The sequence below is a fragment of the Leadbetterella byssophila DSM 17132 genome (genome assembly GCF_000166395.1).
Taxonomy (GTDB): Bacteria; Bacteroidota; Bacteroidia; order Cytophagales; family Spirosomataceae; genus Leadbetterella; species Leadbetterella byssophila.
This window is the reverse complement of the sequence record NC_014655.1, coordinates 156,574-173,209: the sequence shown is the minus strand read 5'-3', so window position 1 is coordinate 173,209 and position 16,636 is coordinate 156,574. Positions and strand designations below refer to the sequence as shown.

The 16,636-nt window shown below is 38.9% G+C and carries 23 protein-coding genes and 2 pseudogenes; 14 read left to right on the top strand and 11 right to left on the bottom strand.

Going from position 1 to position 16,636, the window contains the following annotated elements; translation table 11 throughout:
- The first annotated feature begins 7 nt into the window (after nt 1-7).
- From LBYS_RS00780 to LBYS_RS00755, 6 genes are all read left to right on the top strand, one after another.
- The gene (locus LBYS_RS00780; protein ID WP_013407008.1) at nt 8-457 is read left to right on the top strand and encodes a DUF3872 domain-containing protein; all 450 of its coding nucleotides are present in this window, start codon (nt 8-10) and stop codon (nt 455-457) included.
- A gap of 102 nt (nt 458-559) precedes the next feature.
- Nucleotides 560-841, top strand: coding sequence for a hypothetical protein (locus LBYS_RS00775; RefSeq protein WP_013407007.1), 282 nt, complete (start codon nt 560-562; stop codon nt 839-841).
- A gap of 176 nt (nt 842-1,017) precedes the next feature.
- Complete coding sequence (locus tag LBYS_RS00770) at nt 1,018-1,329, top strand: helix-turn-helix domain-containing protein (protein ID WP_013407006.1); 312 nt, start codon at nt 1,018-1,020, stop codon at nt 1,327-1,329.
- Nucleotides 1,310-1,600 carry a helix-turn-helix domain-containing protein gene (locus tag LBYS_RS00765; protein WP_013407005.1) on the top strand — a complete coding sequence of 97 codons (291 nt, stop codon included), beginning with the start codon at nt 1,310-1,312 and terminating at the stop codon, nt 1,598-1,600. The genes LBYS_RS00770 and LBYS_RS00765 overlap by 20 nt, the downstream gene beginning before the upstream one ends.
- 290 nt (nt 1,601-1,890) lie before the next feature.
- Nucleotides 1,891-2,160 (top strand): hypothetical protein, encoded by a 270-nt coding sequence (locus tag LBYS_RS00760; protein ID WP_013407004.1) that lies wholly within the window; start codon nt 1,891-1,893, stop codon nt 2,158-2,160.
- Nucleotide 2,161: 1 nt separating this feature from the next.
- Complete coding sequence (locus LBYS_RS00755; protein ID WP_013407003.1) at nt 2,162-2,599, top strand: response regulator; 438 nt, start codon at nt 2,162-2,164, stop codon at nt 2,597-2,599.
- Nucleotides 2,600-2,609: 10 nt separating this feature from the next.
- Here LBYS_RS00755 and LBYS_RS00750 read toward each other — a convergent pair whose 3' ends face one another.
- From LBYS_RS00750 to LBYS_RS00700, 11 genes are all read right to left on the bottom strand, one after another.
- Nucleotides 2,610-3,188, bottom strand: coding sequence for a GIY-YIG nuclease family protein (locus LBYS_RS00750; RefSeq protein WP_013407002.1), 579 nt, complete (start codon nt 3,186-3,188; stop codon nt 2,610-2,612).
- A 305-nt stretch (nt 3,189-3,493) separates the two neighbouring features.
- Complete coding sequence (locus LBYS_RS00745) at nt 3,494-4,300, bottom strand: PRTRC system ThiF family protein (protein WP_013407001.1); 807 nt, start codon at nt 4,298-4,300, stop codon at nt 3,494-3,496.
- On the bottom strand, nt 4,300-5,013 hold the full coding sequence (locus tag LBYS_RS00740; RefSeq protein ID WP_013407000.1) for a PRTRC system protein B: 714 nt from the start codon (nt 5,011-5,013) through the stop codon (nt 4,300-4,302). Before LBYS_RS00740 ends, LBYS_RS00745 begins: the two co-directional genes overlap by 1 nt.
- Nucleotides 5,014-5,025: 12 nt before the next feature.
- Nucleotides 5,026-6,180, bottom strand: a complete 1,155-nt coding sequence (locus LBYS_RS00735; RefSeq protein WP_013406999.1) for a hypothetical protein — start codon at nt 6,178-6,180, stop codon at nt 5,026-5,028.
- Nucleotides 6,181-6,197: 17 nt separating this feature from the next.
- Entirely contained in the window at nt 6,198-6,416 is a 219-nt protein-coding gene (locus LBYS_RS00730; protein ID WP_013406998.1) for a PRTRC system protein C, read from the bottom strand.
- An 18-nt stretch (nt 6,417-6,434) separates the two neighbouring features.
- On the bottom strand, nt 6,435-6,974 hold the full coding sequence (locus tag LBYS_RS00725; RefSeq protein WP_013406997.1) for a PRTRC system protein E: 540 nt from the start codon (nt 6,972-6,974) through the stop codon (nt 6,435-6,437).
- 12 nt (nt 6,975-6,986) lie between these two features.
- On the bottom strand, nt 6,987-7,184 hold the full coding sequence (locus tag LBYS_RS00720; RefSeq protein ID WP_123861325.1) for a hypothetical protein: 198 nt from the start codon (nt 7,182-7,184) through the stop codon (nt 6,987-6,989).
- Between the two features lie 9 nt (nt 7,185-7,193).
- On the bottom strand, nt 7,194-7,391 hold the full coding sequence (locus LBYS_RS00715; protein ID WP_013406995.1) for a hypothetical protein: 198 nt from the start codon (nt 7,389-7,391) through the stop codon (nt 7,194-7,196).
- Between the two features lie 52 nt (nt 7,392-7,443).
- Complete coding sequence (locus LBYS_RS00710) at nt 7,444-8,517, bottom strand: DUF932 domain-containing protein (RefSeq protein ID WP_013406994.1); 1,074 nt, start codon at nt 8,515-8,517, stop codon at nt 7,444-7,446.
- A 45-nt stretch (nt 8,518-8,562) separates the two neighbouring features.
- Nucleotides 8,563-8,955 (bottom strand): single-stranded DNA-binding protein, encoded by a 393-nt coding sequence (locus LBYS_RS00705; RefSeq protein WP_013406993.1) that lies wholly within the window; start codon nt 8,953-8,955, stop codon nt 8,563-8,565.
- 673 nt (nt 8,956-9,628) lie between these two features.
- Nucleotides 9,629-10,894, bottom strand: a complete 1,266-nt coding sequence (locus LBYS_RS00700) for a site-specific integrase (protein ID WP_013406992.1) — start codon at nt 10,892-10,894, stop codon at nt 9,629-9,631.
- A gap of 295 nt (nt 10,895-11,189) precedes the next feature.
- On the opposite strand from LBYS_RS00700, the pseudogene LBYS_RS19825 reads away from it, so the two are divergent.
- The 8 genes and pseudogenes from LBYS_RS19825 to LBYS_RS00665 form a co-directional block, all read left to right on the top strand.
- Nucleotides 11,190-11,450, top strand: a pseudogene (locus LBYS_RS19825) (IS3 family transposase); the annotation flags it as partial.
- A gap of 78 nt (nt 11,451-11,528) precedes the next feature.
- Nucleotides 11,529-12,023 (top strand): annotated as a pseudogene (locus LBYS_RS19820) (integrase core domain-containing protein).
- 250 nt (nt 12,024-12,273) lie between these two features.
- On the top strand, nt 12,274-12,636 hold the full coding sequence (locus LBYS_RS00690; RefSeq protein WP_013406991.1) for a hypothetical protein: 363 nt from the start codon (nt 12,274-12,276) through the stop codon (nt 12,634-12,636).
- A gap of 2 nt (nt 12,637-12,638) precedes the next feature.
- Nucleotides 12,639-13,547 carry a hypothetical protein gene (locus tag LBYS_RS00685; protein ID WP_013406990.1) on the top strand — a complete coding sequence of 303 codons (909 nt, stop codon included), beginning with the start codon at nt 12,639-12,641 and terminating at the stop codon, nt 13,545-13,547.
- A gap of 184 nt (nt 13,548-13,731) precedes the next feature.
- Nucleotides 13,732-14,847: a three-Cys-motif partner protein TcmP gene (tcmP, locus tag LBYS_RS00680; protein WP_013406988.1), complete on the top strand. Its 1,116-nt coding sequence runs from the start codon at nt 13,732-13,734 to the stop codon at nt 14,845-14,847.
- Nucleotides 14,848-14,849: 2 nt separating this feature from the next.
- Nucleotides 14,850-15,581, top strand: a complete 732-nt coding sequence (locus LBYS_RS00675; RefSeq protein WP_013406987.1) for a DUF5131 family protein — start codon at nt 14,850-14,852, stop codon at nt 15,579-15,581.
- 223 nt (nt 15,582-15,804) lie between these two features.
- A complete protein-coding gene (locus LBYS_RS00670) occupies nt 15,805-16,026 on the top strand; it encodes an antitoxin VbhA family protein (protein ID WP_013406986.1) in 222 nt (73 codons plus the stop codon).
- Complete coding sequence (locus LBYS_RS00665; protein WP_013406985.1) at nt 16,019-16,627, top strand: Fic/DOC family protein; 609 nt, start codon at nt 16,019-16,021, stop codon at nt 16,625-16,627. The genes LBYS_RS00670 and LBYS_RS00665 overlap by 8 nt, the downstream gene beginning before the upstream one ends.
- The last annotated feature ends 9 nt before the right edge of the window (nt 16,628-16,636 follow it).

Here is a 16,636-nt window from a genome sequence, read left to right as displayed (position 1 = left end):
TAAAACAATGATAGCAATATTCAATAAATTCAAAATAGGATTACTGCCAGTATATGTATTGCTGGCAATCCTCACAGCTTCTTTTACATTGGTGTCTTGTAACAAAGATGATGAACTTGAAATACAGAACGACTTTCCGTTTGATGTAAAAGTCATGCCCGTGCCAAACGATGTCGCCAACGGACAGACGGTAGAGATTCGCATTACCATACAGCGAACGGGAAATTATAGCAACACGCAATATTTCCTTCGCTACTTCCAGTTTGACGGACAAGGTACGCTTAGGTATTACGATGAGCCGCCGTACCTGCCTAATGATCTGTACGAGTTACCAACCGAGCAGTTCCGTTTGTACTATACCTCGGCATCTGCCGTATCACAATCCTTTGAGGTTTGGATTTCGGATAACTTCGGGAACGAAAAGCAATTAAGCTTTCAATTTAATAGTAGTGATTAATAAAAAAGAAGTCCTGCCACACAAGGCAGGATTTCCTTTTTTAGATGCGTCTAAACAAATATTTTTCGTAAATTCCGAGTGTTTAAATAAAGTAGTTTTGTTATGGTTGCATCATTAGTTATAGGGATAATATTTTTGGTTGCAGGCTTGGGACTTCGTTACTGGATTAACCGCAGAAAGTTTTACAGGCGCAGCCCTATGGGAGCAGAGGGGTTTTCATCTTATGAAAGTTCGGTTTTCATTAAATTGATTGAAAAGGTTGGTAAATGGATAGCTTATGCCTTGATTATATTCGGGCTGTTATCGCTATGGGTTTATTCCCGTGAGAAAAATGACAAAGAAAAACAAGAAGTGAAAACCGAACAGCCAGCTTCACACAGATAGCTTGTCTTCCAAAATAATTATTACAAAATCGGATAGCTCAAAAGGTTGTCCGATTTTTTTATTCTCCAACCTGGTAACAAGCCAAACACTGCCTTTCAACGCCAATCGCTACAGCATTGTTCAGCCTCTTAGAAAGCGTTGATAAATTAGACTTCCACGGAAAAAATGAGCAAACTATGGAAGTAATCGCAATACAGAAATCCACTTTGGAGGGAATGAAAAACGAGCTGAAGGAGCTTTTGGAATTGACTGAAAACGCTACCCAAAAATATGCTCCCATTTTCAAAGAGGAAAAGTGGTTGGATAACCAGGAGGTGTGCTTGATGATGAACATTACCAAACGGACTTTACAGACTTATAAGGATAAAGGCTTGCTGCCATATTCAAGATTGAACCGAAAAAACTATTATAAACTGTCGGACGTACAGGCTTTGCTCAAAGCCGGTCAGCCGTATAAATCAAACGAAGATGGAGTTATTGACCAATGACGATGAAGAGATCATGGCGCATCAGGAAATGATATTGCTATTGAAAACCCGTATCGGTGAAATACTAAAACATTATCGGCCAGTGATGAATGGAGAAATATATCTATCCGGTCAGGATGTGTGTGAACTTTTGCATATCAGCAAACGTACACTCCAGCAATATCGTGATGATAAAATACTTCCCTATATACAGATTGGCGGTAAAATAATTTTCAAACAATCTGATATCATCGCTACACTGGAACAGAATTATGTATCGGTTAGTTTATAACATCCTTGATGAGAGTGACGGTGAAAGTGTGATTGTGTATAAGTAGGGAGTTTAGTATCTTTGTAGCAACATATAGAAAAATCTTAAAGTGTTTTTGCTTTAAGTCCCACATTGAAAACTGGTAATTTTTAAGACAACGGGACAGATAAGTAAGAACGCTCATGCCATAGGCGTGGGCGCTCGCTTATTCGTTGTCGGGTATACCAGTACCTCAATGTCGGTAAGTTGTAGTGGCCTGCGCCTTCCTTTTTATATAGTTAGGTGTCCCACTAAATAAAAACCGAATTATTATGGACACTGAAAATAATACATATCCAACCTTACAATTTCCTGCTTCAGAACTATCGGCTTTTTCAGTTGCGACTAACTTCTTTTCCATTTCTCTTAAAAACGGAGAGGTAATCCACTTTACACCTGACGATATGGAAGCGTTTTACAACTGGCTTATAAAGCAGGGTGTAAGAGATATACGAAATGATATATTAGAAGAGAAAAGAACATCTGTTGCTGTAAAATCTGTTGGAGGATGGAAGGGATTGTTCCAACGTAAAAGAAGATAAAATGAATACAATGCAAATAATACGGGTCGCTTTAATCGACGACCACGATTTACTCAGGGATGGAATTTGTAAGTTTCTTGAAAGCTTTGGTTTTCAAACCGTATTTGAAGCCGAAAACGGAAAGGTGGCATTAGATGAAATGCAAAAGGTTGAGGTATTGCCTGATGTTTGCATTGTTGATATAAATATGCCGGTTATGGACGGTTTTGAAACCACAAAGGCACTAAACGCTGATTATCCCAATGTCAAAATTTTAGCGTTCAGCGTGAATGATGATGAGAAAGACGTGCTAAAAATGCTGAAAAACGGTGCTGCCGGATATATATTAAAGGGGGCAGATCCTGGAGAGCTGAGGAAAGCAATCGAAGTTGTGTATAGCGGTGGAAAATATTTCAGTGCCGGAATTAGCAAGATAGCAGAAAGATTCTTCAAGAATTGATTTCCATACATTACAATCCGCTTCGTTTACCAAAAACGGGTTTTAACTTGTCCCAAAAATGCTGTTCCAGAATTTCAACTATGAACCGCTCTACCACTTCCTCATTGTCGGACACCACTTCAAATGCCGACACTTTAAGTTTATAATCCAAGCAATTATCCCATTTGCAAAGATGTAAGCTGTAAACCCTTGTGCCTTCAGTACCAAGATGGTTTTTTATTCGTGTTTTAAAATCAGTTGTAGAACTGCCAACATACAGCACTTTGGATGGTGTTTTATTATACCGGGATAAATTGACACGATCCTTATTCTTTGTTTTGGTCTTATTAATGGTATGGTAGCCCTCAAAATGTTCAATCAATTTCTTCAGGCTTGTCGGGGATTGAACCTGAATAATATAAATAAGCGGATAATTGCTTTTGGGAATTTTGTGCAAGTGAGCTTTGAGCGTCATCTTATCTCTGAACTCTGAGGAATGAAAAGTTATTTCTTGGAACGGTCGTACCGTGATTTTTGAAATCTGCTTCACTAAATTAAGTGCGAATATTTCGGACTGCTTTACAATGGCTTTGGTATCAACTATCATCATGTAATATTAAATTTCAAATATACAAAATGGGATAGTGTACCTTAAACAAACGATAAGCCTTTCCAATAAGCGGCGTTCTTTTGCTTCTTTTCTTAGGTCGCCAATGTGGTAAGAAAAGAAGTTCCCTAAAACAACGAAAGGGATAATGAATATCCCTCAAATAATGCCGCAACCTGTTTGGTAAAATGTGTCGGAAGGAATGGTGCGTGGGTATCCCATTTTGGCAAAGGGGTTGCACCGCTTTGATGCAAAAAGACTGCCCCGACCATCGGGAGGGAGTGTCTTTTTGCCGCCCGATTTTCCAATCAGGCGACTTTTATAGGGTGGGTGCGGAAATCCTTCAGGTTGTGAAAAAATCCCCTGTATGGTGTCAATCCGTTACGGAACAAACCCCATAACAGGGAGCAACCCATCTGCACCAAAGATGAATTGATAAACAAATCCTGCTTTTCCAACGCTTCAGCAAGGGAACAGCTTGGCGTATCATCTTCCAGTTCGGATTGTTTGAGCAATTCGCCAAATTCATCCGTAACCATTGGCAGGCTTGCCACCGTTTCGTATTTCTCGGACTTGGGTTGCTGTATAGTTCCTATTGTAGATAGTATAGCTTGTCCTGTATGTTGGCTGTTGCCAAAGTCCAGCCAATAGCGTGGGCGGTTGGAATAGGCTTTGCCGTTGTTCAATCCGTTTAATATGTCCGCAATCTCAAACCTTGCTTGTACGCTGTCCACACAAGAAATATAAATACTTGCTCCTGCGTTTTCGGGCAACCTTTCCTTACTATCTTTTTCAAATTTCCTTGCTTCGGCTTTCCAGTTCGTACCTGCCCAACGGTTGATACGGTTGATAATGGCAACGGACTTGTACAACCCGACCTCGCATTCAGCGAAACGCTGTCTGCCTAAATTGGCTTGGGTAATAACATCGTCATCCCAAAGACGTATAAATAATCCTGCGTGTCCTAACTCGATCAGGCTATGGTTCATTTCAAGCAAAGCGGTCATTACTTTTGAGCCTGTGCCACCTGCCCCGATTACGTTTACCGTTATCGGGTTGGTTGGATTTATCAAATAGCTGTCCGTAAAATGGACTTTTAAAATTTCTGTGTTCATTACAATATCGTTTTTATGGTCTTGTTTGTCTTTTTCAATACTTCTTTAGGAAAGGCTTTACCTGTGCTGATAAGGTCTTTCCAAAGGCTTACACAATTCCCTTTTATGGGGTTGTGTTCGTTTACCAAGTGGCTGAAATAGCTATTGAAAAAATAGCTTTGCCACGCCTGTATAAATTCTTCCACCGAAGCCGAATTTTTGATGTTCACATCTACATTTCCCATACATACGTGTCCATCCTCGTACACGTTGAAAAACGGAGCGTGAAACAATGCGGTTTTTTCGGTAGGTCTGCGGTCTTTATCAAGGGCAAAAACAACAAGGCTCTGCTTGCTTGCATACCAAAGCATTGCAGGTACTTCCGCCGTGCCGTTTGGTATTTCAAGACTTTCCGTAAAGTACATTTTGGTTTTTCGTGCTTTGGTGTACCAAAGTACCGTACCGTTTTCACTCGGATTAATGTGCAGGACGTTGGTAGGTAGAATGCCGTTAGATTTTAAAAATGCCTTACTCTTTTCCTTTTCCGTATTAAGTGCTTTTGCCAATACTTTGGCTTCTCGTTCGGTCAAAGGATGGGCGTTGATTGGATTACCGTTCTTATCCATATCAAAATGCTCCACATAGGTGGCTTTACTACTTCCTTTGGTTTGGTAGAAAACCAAAGCCGATAAGGGGTGGTAGAGTGTTCCAAAGTCTTGTGTTATATCTTTCATTGCTTGCTGTTTCTAATAGTTATCCAGTATGTATATCAATTCCTCAATTAAGGAAAAAACACGGTTTTCAAATTCAAGGGTATTGGCGGTAATATCACTACCATCAAACCGTTTCACAATGGTGGGTTCTTCCATTTGTCCGTATTCCTGCAACTCGGTGTTAACGCTGTCGAAAAGTGTTTGAAACAAAATGCCTTTTGCATCGGCACAAAAAGAAACATACTTTTCCATCCCTATAATGTTTTCCATATCTTCCTCGTTAGCTTCTCCGTTTGGCAGGGCATTGCGGTTTATGGTGGCAGTCGGGAATTGTCCATACAGGGCAAAGGCTTCGCTTGCCAGTTTGTAACAATCTTGGTCAAAGCTGTCTTTGATTTTAAAGGCATTTAAACGCTCTTTAAATCGGCTCAAATTCTGCCCGTTGTAAATCTTCTGCTCCATTCGTTCGCCTATCTGCTCTGCTTGCCTAATCTCGTTTAAATAGGTTGGCGTGTCCTCGTTCTCATCATCGCATACAATCCACTCCGTTACCATTTCATACATCCAATACAGGAAACTGCTTTCCTGCCGATAATAAGGAACATCTGCAATGTGGTACAGGTAGGCACACACGGACTGCAATAGCTGTACGGCTTGCTTACGGTTAGGGTTCTTGGATAGCCGGTACAATGGCACTACAGGAATATAATACAGGGTTGCACCTGTACTGTACCGTTCCTCGCTTACGAAATACGTTTTCTTACTATCCTGTATCAAACGTATTTCTTCCCAATCACGAAACTTTTTCCTTAACTGTTCTTCTGTATCATCCAAAGCCAAAGCGATATTGTAGGGATAGCCGTATTGCCTGGACTGTATAGGTTGTATGCCGTAATGTCCTGCAAGTTTGGAAAGGGACTGGTAAAAATCCCTTTCCGTTTTTTCAGATTTCTTACAAGCCTGTGCCGTTTCCGCTTCTTGCAGTTTCGGGAGGAATGAACATCTTAGAAAACCATTGGTAGCATGGCTATCGGTACGGCTTTCAATTTGTCTTTCCGTATCTCGTTTGCGTCCTTTGGTCTTTGCATCCAGTCTGCGAACTCGCCCAACTGTTTGTGCAAAGTCCGCTGTTTGGGTTGCTGTGGGGTTTTGATAGTACCCGATATGATGTTGCGTTGCATAGTTCATCGTTTTTGCTTTTTGGTTTAACCTTTAGTTCCCATTACACTCTCAAATCGGTACTGTACTGTATCGTCACGGATAACAGGGGCAGATACTTTTGCGGTGGTCAGTATAGGGTAAGAATTTGCATAGAAATTCATCACGGCTTCCACGCTCCATTTTGGTTCGGGGTCGGTCAGTTTTATTTGCTGTCCTTTATCGTTAAGTATAAATACTCTTTCTAATTGCGTTGCTAATAACATGGTTTCTGAATTTTGGCGTTAAACAATCTGTTCCTGTTCTGCTCCGAAAAGGCTCGGTGTTGAAAATTTTGCGGATAGTTCGCCCTTGCGTTTACGTATCTCGTCTGCTTTTTCGGGAAACTCTGTTATATCGGGTACTTTCATCCACGCATCACGGAACTTGCCCTCTTTCTCCAGTTCTTCAGCCTTTGCCATTCCATCTTTGAATTTTTTGTCTTTGGCTTCCTGCTCTTTCTTCTGCTTATCGGCTTTCTCTTTCTCCATTGCGGAATTTTTTTTGGCTTCTTCCAATTGTTTCATAAATGCTTCCATATCCACCATTAAGCCCGAAGCCTTTTGTATAGGCGTGGTTATCTGCTCAAAAAATCCCTCGTCAAAGTCCTGCGGAATGGCGTTAAAGGTCAAAGGGGGGATTAGGTTTTTTGCGTTATCTCCGCACCCTTCGTTATTGAGCAAAACCGATACAATAAGGTTACTGTCATTGCCTTTTGCTATTGTCAGTTGCAGATTACCTGTAAAATCCAACTGTGCTATCTGATTGAAAAAATTTGCGTTCATCGTTCTTAAATTTTAATTGTCGTCTAATCTTTTTTTGATTGCTGTCAGTTTCTCGTACATATCCGTCCAGTAGGCTTTTTGCCGTTTGTCAAACTCGGAGAAACTTTTATCCTCGTGTCGGTATTCTTTATATTGCCTCGCCATTTTTATGGCTTCTCTAAGGTTTGTTACCTCAATAGGGCAACCGTTCAAATCTGTTACTTGCATCATATTATGAGGTTATTTTTCAGCGGTATAAACTCCATTTTCATAGTAGCCTATCAGCCGTTCCCAAAGCCGTATTAAGCTGTCTGTATCTACATAGAAATACTCGCTTCTACTGCAATAAATGATGTATATGGCTTCATCCTTATGCCCAGTTTCAATGCTTTTATCTTTAGCCATATTTTTCGCTTCGTCTATTGATTTTGATTTCATAGCCATATTTTTTAGTAGGCTACCACCGTTTAAGGCGGTAGCCTTTAGTTGTTTAATTAAGGTTTAGAATTTCTGCTCCGTCTGTTGCAAATGAGGTGCATAGTTCAAAAGCCTTTTGAGTCTTTAACTGTGCAGTGCCACCCATTACAATACTCTGCAACTTGGCTTCATCATTCTTATAGTTGCGTACATTCTGATAGTAGCCTGTAACAGCGTTGTAAGCCCCGAACAATGTGCCTTTAGTGGTGTCCATTTGCTGTGTATCACTTATCATTGCGTATGCAAAGGCATCCTCTACGGTATTTTTGAACAGCGTGGAAACTTCATCCTCTGCACCTTTTTTCAGCAAATCAAATGTTTCCTTATTCGGGCAAAGTGCCAATTGGATTAGCTTTCTAACTTCTCTGTCTGTTACTTTTACCTTCGCCCACTCATTGAAAATGCCTTCTAACTGGTTGCTTAGTGTGTTTGCCAAGCCCATAACCTTGTGAGCGTTTTCCAAACGTTGTTTTGCTCCCGAAGTGTGCTTGATGCGTACAACATTGCTCATATTGCGAAGCGAAGCGTTAAGGGTATTTTGGCATACAATCCTGATAGGTGTAAATGCTGCGGTAATGCTTCCGCTACCATCGTGCGAAGTCGTGAGGAAGATATATTTCTCTGTTACGTCATCGCCATTGCCTACACGGATATAGTCAGGAAGTTTTGCGGTTATGAATATGCGTTCTCCGTTGCCTAATGCCCCTGCGGTTCCGTACAGAATACCCTCGCCACCGCCTACAATAGCATCGAAGAAATTGAAGGCTTCACGGTTCTGTACAATGTGATAGTCTTTGCCCACCACACCCAATACAGCATTGTTGTCGGTGCGTATGTTGGCGAAATAGTTGGGTACTTCAAGTTCACTACTGCCTATCTCGATACCGTTAGCCGTTTCGATTATGCCTGAACCTTTGGTAAACAGGGGGGATTTTACTACCTCATAATCTAACCCTGCGTATTTGATAGCTTCCTCGCTTGTCGGGTATTGCTCCACGATTTGCCCCAAACCGTGCCATGCTTTTTGTTGTACGCTAAAGAATGAATAACGTCCTGTTCTCTCGTTGAAATTGATATTATGTGCCATGATATTAATATTTAAAATGTTTGAAATTTGAATGAATAGTTGTTGTCAAAATGGTAGGTCATCTTCTACTGGCTGTGGCACTACCTTGTTACTTTCTACCTTTGCAGTAGCTTGTACGGTTTCTGCTCTTTTGCCACCTCCGTGCAGTTTGATGTTTGAGGTATGGAAATTCAGCCCTGCGTGTGCTTCTCCATCATTGCCAGTCCACGCCCTTGCACTTACCCTGCCTGTCAGCTCTACCAATGTGCCTTTGGTGAGTATCTTCGCTACGTTGGGGCTTATCCAGTATGAGCAGTCGAAGTAGGTTGTTTGCTCTATGCGTTCGCCCTGTTTGTTACGGTAGCTGTCGTTGGTCGCTATCGAAAAGTTTACTACTTGTTTGTCCTGTGACGTTGTGCGTACTTCCGCATCCCTTGTCAGTCTTCCTGTGATGTTCATGTTTTCTACTTTTTTGCGTTATGAAATTTGTTCTGATTTGATTTTTTTAGATTTATTCGGTAATGAGAGGAGGTGCTGAAGTTTCGTTTCACTCTGTTACCGTTTCCAATGCTGTATTTTTCCATTACTGACATTTTTTTTATTCGTCTAAAGAGCCGGAGTATGCTTTGTTTCGTTTCACGAGCATAAAAGGTTAGTGTTTAGCAGGAACAAGGTTTTGCCAAACAAATACGACCCGCATGGGTGGAGATTTTTTGGCAAACCCAAGGGGCATGACCTTGTTCCTGGGTTAAGAACACGATCATACCTTTGCTCTTGAAATGGAACAAAAGCGGCATACTGGCTCTTGAATAAAAACTATGTGGAAGCAGGTGGAAAAGGCATTAGGAAGCGGTCCCGTGTGATTACAAAATCTGCATTCAGTTGTAACAGAATTTTTTAAAGACCTTTTATTGTTTCAAAGTATCGTGGCCTGGGAAGCCACGTAAACGATACTGAAAATGTAGTTGAGCAGCAGAAGGGAAGATTTTTGTATGGTTTATCAATACATCCTGTCAAAGCTCTTTTATGGCAGAGGGTGTGTGCAGGAGAAATAAATGTGCTTTAAGGGTTAAGTATGGGCATAAAAAAAGCAGGACTTAATCCTGCTTCGATTTGTAAGTAAATAATAATTTTAAACAAGAACCTCTTCTTCCATTTCAATAAATGCAGCTTCCATTCCGGCGAATTTATGTGATACTAAATCCATGTCCTTACTGATTTTCTGACTTGTGATCTTGGCATAAATCTGTGTGGTGGAAATATTTTTATGCCCCATCATTTTGCTAAGGCTTTCAAGTGGCACACCTTCGGTCAGGAACATGGTAGCAAATGTGTGACGTGCAGTATGGAAGGTTACTTTCTGTTCTGTAATAATTTCCGCTTCCTCTATCAATTTCTTTACATGACTATTGCAGGTTGCATTGGAAGGAACCGGAAAAACATACTCATTGCGTGTAACGCCCCTGTATTTCTCAATAATACGTTTCGGAATTTCCAATAGGCGGACGTTTGAAGCAACGTCTGATTTTTTCCTCCTGCTAATGATCCATTGGTGGCCGTCAAAGAAGGACTGTATGTTGCTCCATTTCAGCTTTTGAATATCAATATAAGAAAGCCCTGTAAAGCAACTGAAAATAAAGAGGTCTTTTACAAGTTCGTATTTGGACTTGGACGGTTTTAGAAGCATTAACCTTTCTACATCCTCTTTTAAAAGATAGCTGCGATCAGTTTCTTCCATGCTGATTTCATAATCTTCAAAAGGGTTTTGTCGAATCAAGCCTTTTTTAATTGCCAGTTCCGCCAAAGCAATAACCGGCATGGTATAAACCCAAACCGTGTTATGTGTACATTCCTTATCTATGCGCAGAAAGAAATCGAACTCCCGGATAAAGTCTGAGGTAAGTTCCCGAAACGCCATATCCTCCCTGTGATAGCGTTCCCTAATAAATTCGGACAGATGATTGTAAACGGTCTTGTATTTATTGTAGGTGTTTTGAGAACGTTTGCCCTTGCTGACCATTCTTTCAAAATCCTCATTCTGGTCTTTAAACACTTTAAGGATGGCATCATCCATTACACCAACTCCCAAAAATGATAGTTTTACTTTTTGTGCAGTTGCAAAGCCTTCATCTTTGAGCATATCATCGTAAATCTTATTGATACGCACCCGTATATTGTCCAATTTAAGATTGGTACTCAGCGCCTGCGCACTTTTGCCCAAAACCCTTCCGTGTTTTAAATCCCAATTATTGGGGTTGATGTCCAGTTTGGTACTAAAGGATTTTGGTGTTCCGTCAATAGTGATACGCCCCATAACAGGGACGTTCCCGTTCTTCTTAGGTTCATTCTTCTTCAGGTAGAAAAGCAGTTTGAACGTGGATCTTTTCTCTTGTTCCATAACTCAATTGTTTAACGTTTAAAATTAACTTTTATTGAGTTACAAGGGAATATGAAAAGCGATGCAAATGACTGAAATATAGATTGTTATATATCATTCGGTTAGTTGTATTCAGTAACGATTTAGTAACCTAACCTTGTCATTTTAAGCCCAAAACTTGTCGGACACCTACTTCCAAATTTTGCCTCACGTTTTATAAACCACTGTATATGAACGGTCTTAACCGTTTTGCTTATTTTTGCTTTCTTCTAATATTTTTTAAAAAAAAGTATTAAATCCTGCTCAACGTCGAAAAATGGTTGCTGGAGTGGTTTCTGATTATCGAATTCCCCTTCCCAGAGCATGTCATGTATCACTGCTGAGTACATCCGTGTGGTATTATAAAAATGTTCGTAAGAACGATGCCCCACTACGGCAGCGCATACGGAATATTGCGGAGACGCGGTTTCGCTACGGTATCGAGCGGATTGTTGTTTTACTAAAAAGGGAGGGCTGGAAAGACAACCATATGCGTGTTTACCGTATATACAAAGAAGAGGGCTTGAATCTGCGTGTGAAGCGCCCTAGGCGTTGCCGGGCTGCTTCACACTGCTCCGAGCGGCCTGTTTTTTCCAGTTTACATGAATGTTGGAGTATGGATTTTGTGGCAGATGCGCTGTTCGGTGGCCGAAAGATCCGTTGCTTAACTATAGTCGTTAACTATAGCCGTAAATGCATGGCGATTCAAGTGGGACAAGGGTTAAAAGGAGGCGACGCAGATGCCGTTTTGGAGGAACTTCGTCTATTAGAGGGCATAAAGCCGAAAAAGATTCAGGTAGATAACGGATCGGAATTTATTTCTAAAGAAGCCGACAGGTGGGCATATGAACATCAAGTTGAACTAATTTTCTCTAGACCGGGAAAACCCACAGATAATCCGTACATTGAGTCTTTCAATGGGAGCTTCCGGGATTAGTGCCTAAACGCACACTGGTTTCTTTCAATGGAAGATGCCAAAGAGAAAATAGAAGTCTGGAGAGAGGAGTACAACACCTTCAGGCCGCAAAGTTTCATTGGAAATTTAACGCCGGAAATGTTCATAGAAAAACAGGTCAAAACAGCCCATTTTTCTATTTTAGAAGACTCCTAAAAATGGGGAGGGGTCATTTTTGGGGCGGGTTACAATAACAGCAGTAAAACCACCGAAATTTATACCCTCGTCATTACCAAAAGTTTGCAAAAAATAAAAAGTCCATTTTATGATTTAAAAAAGAAAAAATTGTATTTTTATCTATAAAAAATCCTCACGTTTATGAGACAAAGCCAACTAATTTTGGTTGGATTTGCGACACTTTGTGAGGGGTATAAATGAGTTAGCAGTAACCTTAACGAACAACACAATGGAACAAAAATATATTAATGGACAACAACTTTCTGACTTTGTAGAAACGCATAAATTAATGAATCAATACTCAATTGTTCATTTTAATGCAATTGTGACAATTACAACAGCTAACAATAAAATTACAAATCGTCAAATGGAGGTAATGATTTCATTTGATAACTTCAATTGTTTAGGACAAGTGACGCTAATGGAAAGTGATATAGACCCAAAACTATATCAAACAATTTTTGAAGCCAACTGGCAGAAAATGGAACATATTGAAAATGAATATTTACTCATAACAGATGTACACAAGAAAAACCCAACAATTGGAAGCTACAGCGTTAAAATAATTCCACTTAACAAAACACGAGATTAGTTATGGCATATACTTCACCGCTTTTCCAAAGTTCATTTGACCTTTTTTCTCATTCTATTGAACATTTTAATATGGGAACAGAGAGAGATAGAAAGTTTGTAATTCTTCATCTTGCCAATGCTGTTGAATTAATTTTTAAGGATTTAATGTTAGACTTAGGACTTTCTATCTACAAAAATCCAAAAGAAACAGTAACCATTACAGGTGCAATAGAAACTTTATCGAAAGAAAAAAGCATTAAAATTCCACATTTAAACAAATTAGAATTACTAATCGATGAAAGAAATGCTTTACAGCACAGATATGGCTTTCCAAATGAATTAACCACAATTTTCTATATGGAAGCCACATACGACTTTTTCAAAGAGTTTTTAAAAGAAAACTACAATTTAGATATTGAAAAAGTCTTAGAAGATTTTTTAGAAGAAGATGATTTAGCAATATTTAAACTTCGCTCTGTAACAACGCAAACAGAATTAGATAAGCTTAACAAACTAACTAAGGTTCACCCAGTTGGAGCTCTATTATCTGCATATGCTTATATGGAAGGACAAACTAATGAAATTAGAGAATTGATTTTGAGTCAAGCGACAGGCGAAGAACGTGATTATCGTATGTCAATTTTTAGATTTTTCAATCCAGATAACGTTTCACGTCTGATGAATGAATACGAAGTCGAAATTGACGAGAAAACAAGAAAGAAACTATTTGACTTTAGAAATGTGAGAAATCAAGTTGCACACGGAAGAGAAACTGTTGACAGCAAACAAGTGATTGAATTTATTAATATGGTCAAAGATTTAGAACCTAAATTTAACGAACTGAAAGAAAAGGTTGAAAAAAATCCACGACTTTTAATAGAAAAAGAAAAGGCAAGAATAAGCGAAAGAAATACCGAAAATGAACAATAAAAAGGCTACTGCTAACAGCCGTTTTGCAAAAGCGGGGGTTTCGTGCTTCTATGAAAGTGAAGTGCTAAATTCAAGCTTTGTGCATCTAATGAAGTTTAGTGCTAAAAATCCCCGCCTTCGCAAAGCGGCAAACCGTTGTGCGTCAGCTTAGAAAACCGAAACCGAGAAAGAAAATCAATATTAAATGGGTTCAAAAAACATTCACTTAGAACCGTTCGACAAAGGAACAATAACCAAACTTGAAATCTTTGAAGATTATGCTCAAGCTTGGATTCCGACCTTTGTAATGCAATCTGCCAAAGAAATTCACATTTTTGACCTTTTCTCAGGTCCAGGATACGACTCAAAAAATATTCCAGGAAGTCCAATTCGTCTTCTGGAAAAGATTAATGAACATTTGGGGATCATAATGTCTAAAAAGACAAAGATTGTTTTACACTTGAATGAATTTGAACCTAAAAAAAAGAAACAAAAGAAATTTGAACTTTTAAGAGAGAATTGTAATGAGTATATAAGCAGAAATCCAAAGTTCAAATACTTTCTGACCATAAACTTTTACAACGAGAATGCAGAAGAGTTATTCTTTAAATTGACACCAACTATTAGTAAGTACCCTTCACTTGTTTATTTAGATCAAAATGGAGTAAAATTCATCTCACAAGAGTATATAAACGAGTTAGAAAAACTTAAAACTACAGACTTTCTTTTCTTTGTTTCTTCTTCATTTTTTAAACGCTATGGAAAAACGGAAGAATTTAGAAAAGCACTTGAGATTGATGTTTCTGAATTAGAAGTAGAAGAATATAGAAATATGCACAGATTGGTTTTGAACAAAATGAAATCAAGACTTCCTACGAAAACTGAATTGAAATTATTTCCTTTTTCAATCAAAAAAAATGCAAACATTTATGGAATTGTATTTGGTGCAAAGAACTATGCTGCTGTCCACAAATTCCTAACAATAGCATGGAAAAGAAATGAATTGAATGGAGAAGCTGACTTTGATATTGATGATGATAACAAGAAAAATCAGCTGACTATATTTGAAGGCAAACGAATGACAAAAATTGAGAAGTTTCAATCAGACCTTGAAAACAAATTACTAGAGATTGATTCAACTACAAATAAAGCTGTTCTGATTTATACATATCAATGCGGACATATTCCTAAACACGCAGAAGTAGTCTTGAAAAAACTTAAGAAATTAGGGAAACTAAATTATGACACAAAAACACCATATTTGACTTATGAAAACGTTTTCCGTAATAACAACATTATCACTTACCAAATAAAGAAATAAAAATGGCACAATCAAGCATAGAATGGACTGAAATGACTTGGAACCCTACAACAGGTTGCGACAAAATTTCGGCAGGTTGTAAATTCTGTTATGCAGAGGTTATGTCAAAGCGTTTACAAGCAATGGGTGTTGAAAAATACAAAGACAATTTCGAGATAACCATTCACGAAGACGAATTGCAAACACCTTACACTTGGAAAAAACCAAAAGTAGTTTTTGTAAACTCCATGAGCGACTTATTTCACAAAGACGTCCCAATTGATTTTATAAGGAAAGTGTTTAAAGTAATGAAGGAAAATCCGCAACACGTTTTTCAGGTTTTGACAAAGCGTGCGGACATTTTAAGATATTACGACAGCGAAGGATGGTTAGATTGGACACATAACATTTGGATGGGAGTTTCAGTAGAGAACAACAAAGTGACCAAAAGAATTGATTTGCTTCGTGAGACAGGAGCAAGAGTTAAATTCCTTTCTTGTGAACCATTAATTGGAGCAATTCCCAATATGAACCTGACAGGAATTGACTGGGTAATTGTGGGTGGTGAAAGCGGACGAAAGCCTAGACCTATGAAAGAAGAATGGGTTACAGATATAAAAAATCAATGTTTGGACGCAGACGTTGCCTTCTTTTTCAAACAATGGGGCGGGACAAACAAAAAGAAAACTGGGCGACTTTTGGAAGGCAAAACTTGGGACGAAATGCCTGAAATTGAATTGCACAAAAATGTATAGACCAGAAAGCCGAACGCACAACAGCAGCTACACGCAAGTGGGGATTAACTGCTTCTATTAAAATTTCTGCAAGGTTCAAGTTTAGTACTTCTAATAAAGTTCAGTGCTAAAAATCCCCACCTGCGTGTAGCTTCGGAACGTTATAAGCCATTTTAAAGCGACAGAAAACAAGCGATTTGACCTAACTTCTTTGTAAATTTGAAAACATTTAAGACTGAAAAAGATGTTCAATACGATAGAAATAGACAGAAGCAATCTAACAATAATGGGAGTTAAGTTTTCGGACTTAAAAACCTTAGAAAGCACAGCAAATGCCTTGGGGAGCAATATGTTTGAAGGTTTTAAACCGACACCAAAAGGTATTGAAATCATAAGGGACTATGTGACAGGAAAAATATCTCTAACAGAACTTGTTGCGTTTGCCAAACAAAAAGCCTATGTCTAATTCCTACAAATACATAGACCCTGACTTCACATACACGGACCCGAAGACAGGACTTTTAAGAAATTTACAGGACATAACGGACCCCGATGTATTGCTCTTCGTTGAGAGTGGTGCAGTAACAAAACGACTTCAAGAACTTTACGAAAACCCCATAAAAATCAAGAGTATTGACAGCCTTTTTGAAATTCACAGACATTTATTTCAAGACATATACGTTTGGGCAGGCAAAAAGCGGACAGTTGAAATTAGCAAAGACGGTAAGCAGTTCTTCCCTACTTCGCACTTTGACAACGCTTTTAGATACATTAACCAATTAATTGCCGACTTCAAGAAAATTCCGAAAGACAACAAACAACTGCTAGCTGAGAAATTAGCTGAAATTCTAGATAACGTCAACTATTTACACCCATTCAGAGAAGGAAACGGACGAACACAAAGAGAGTTTTTAAGATTGTTGGCAGTAGAAAAAGGCTTGACACTTAATCTCAACCCGCCAGACAACAAAAGTGTTTATGAACGATATATGAAAGGCACTATTGAAAGTGACTTGCAGACTTTAACAGAACTAATTTTTGAACTAATTGACACGAATGACAAATAAAAAAACGGC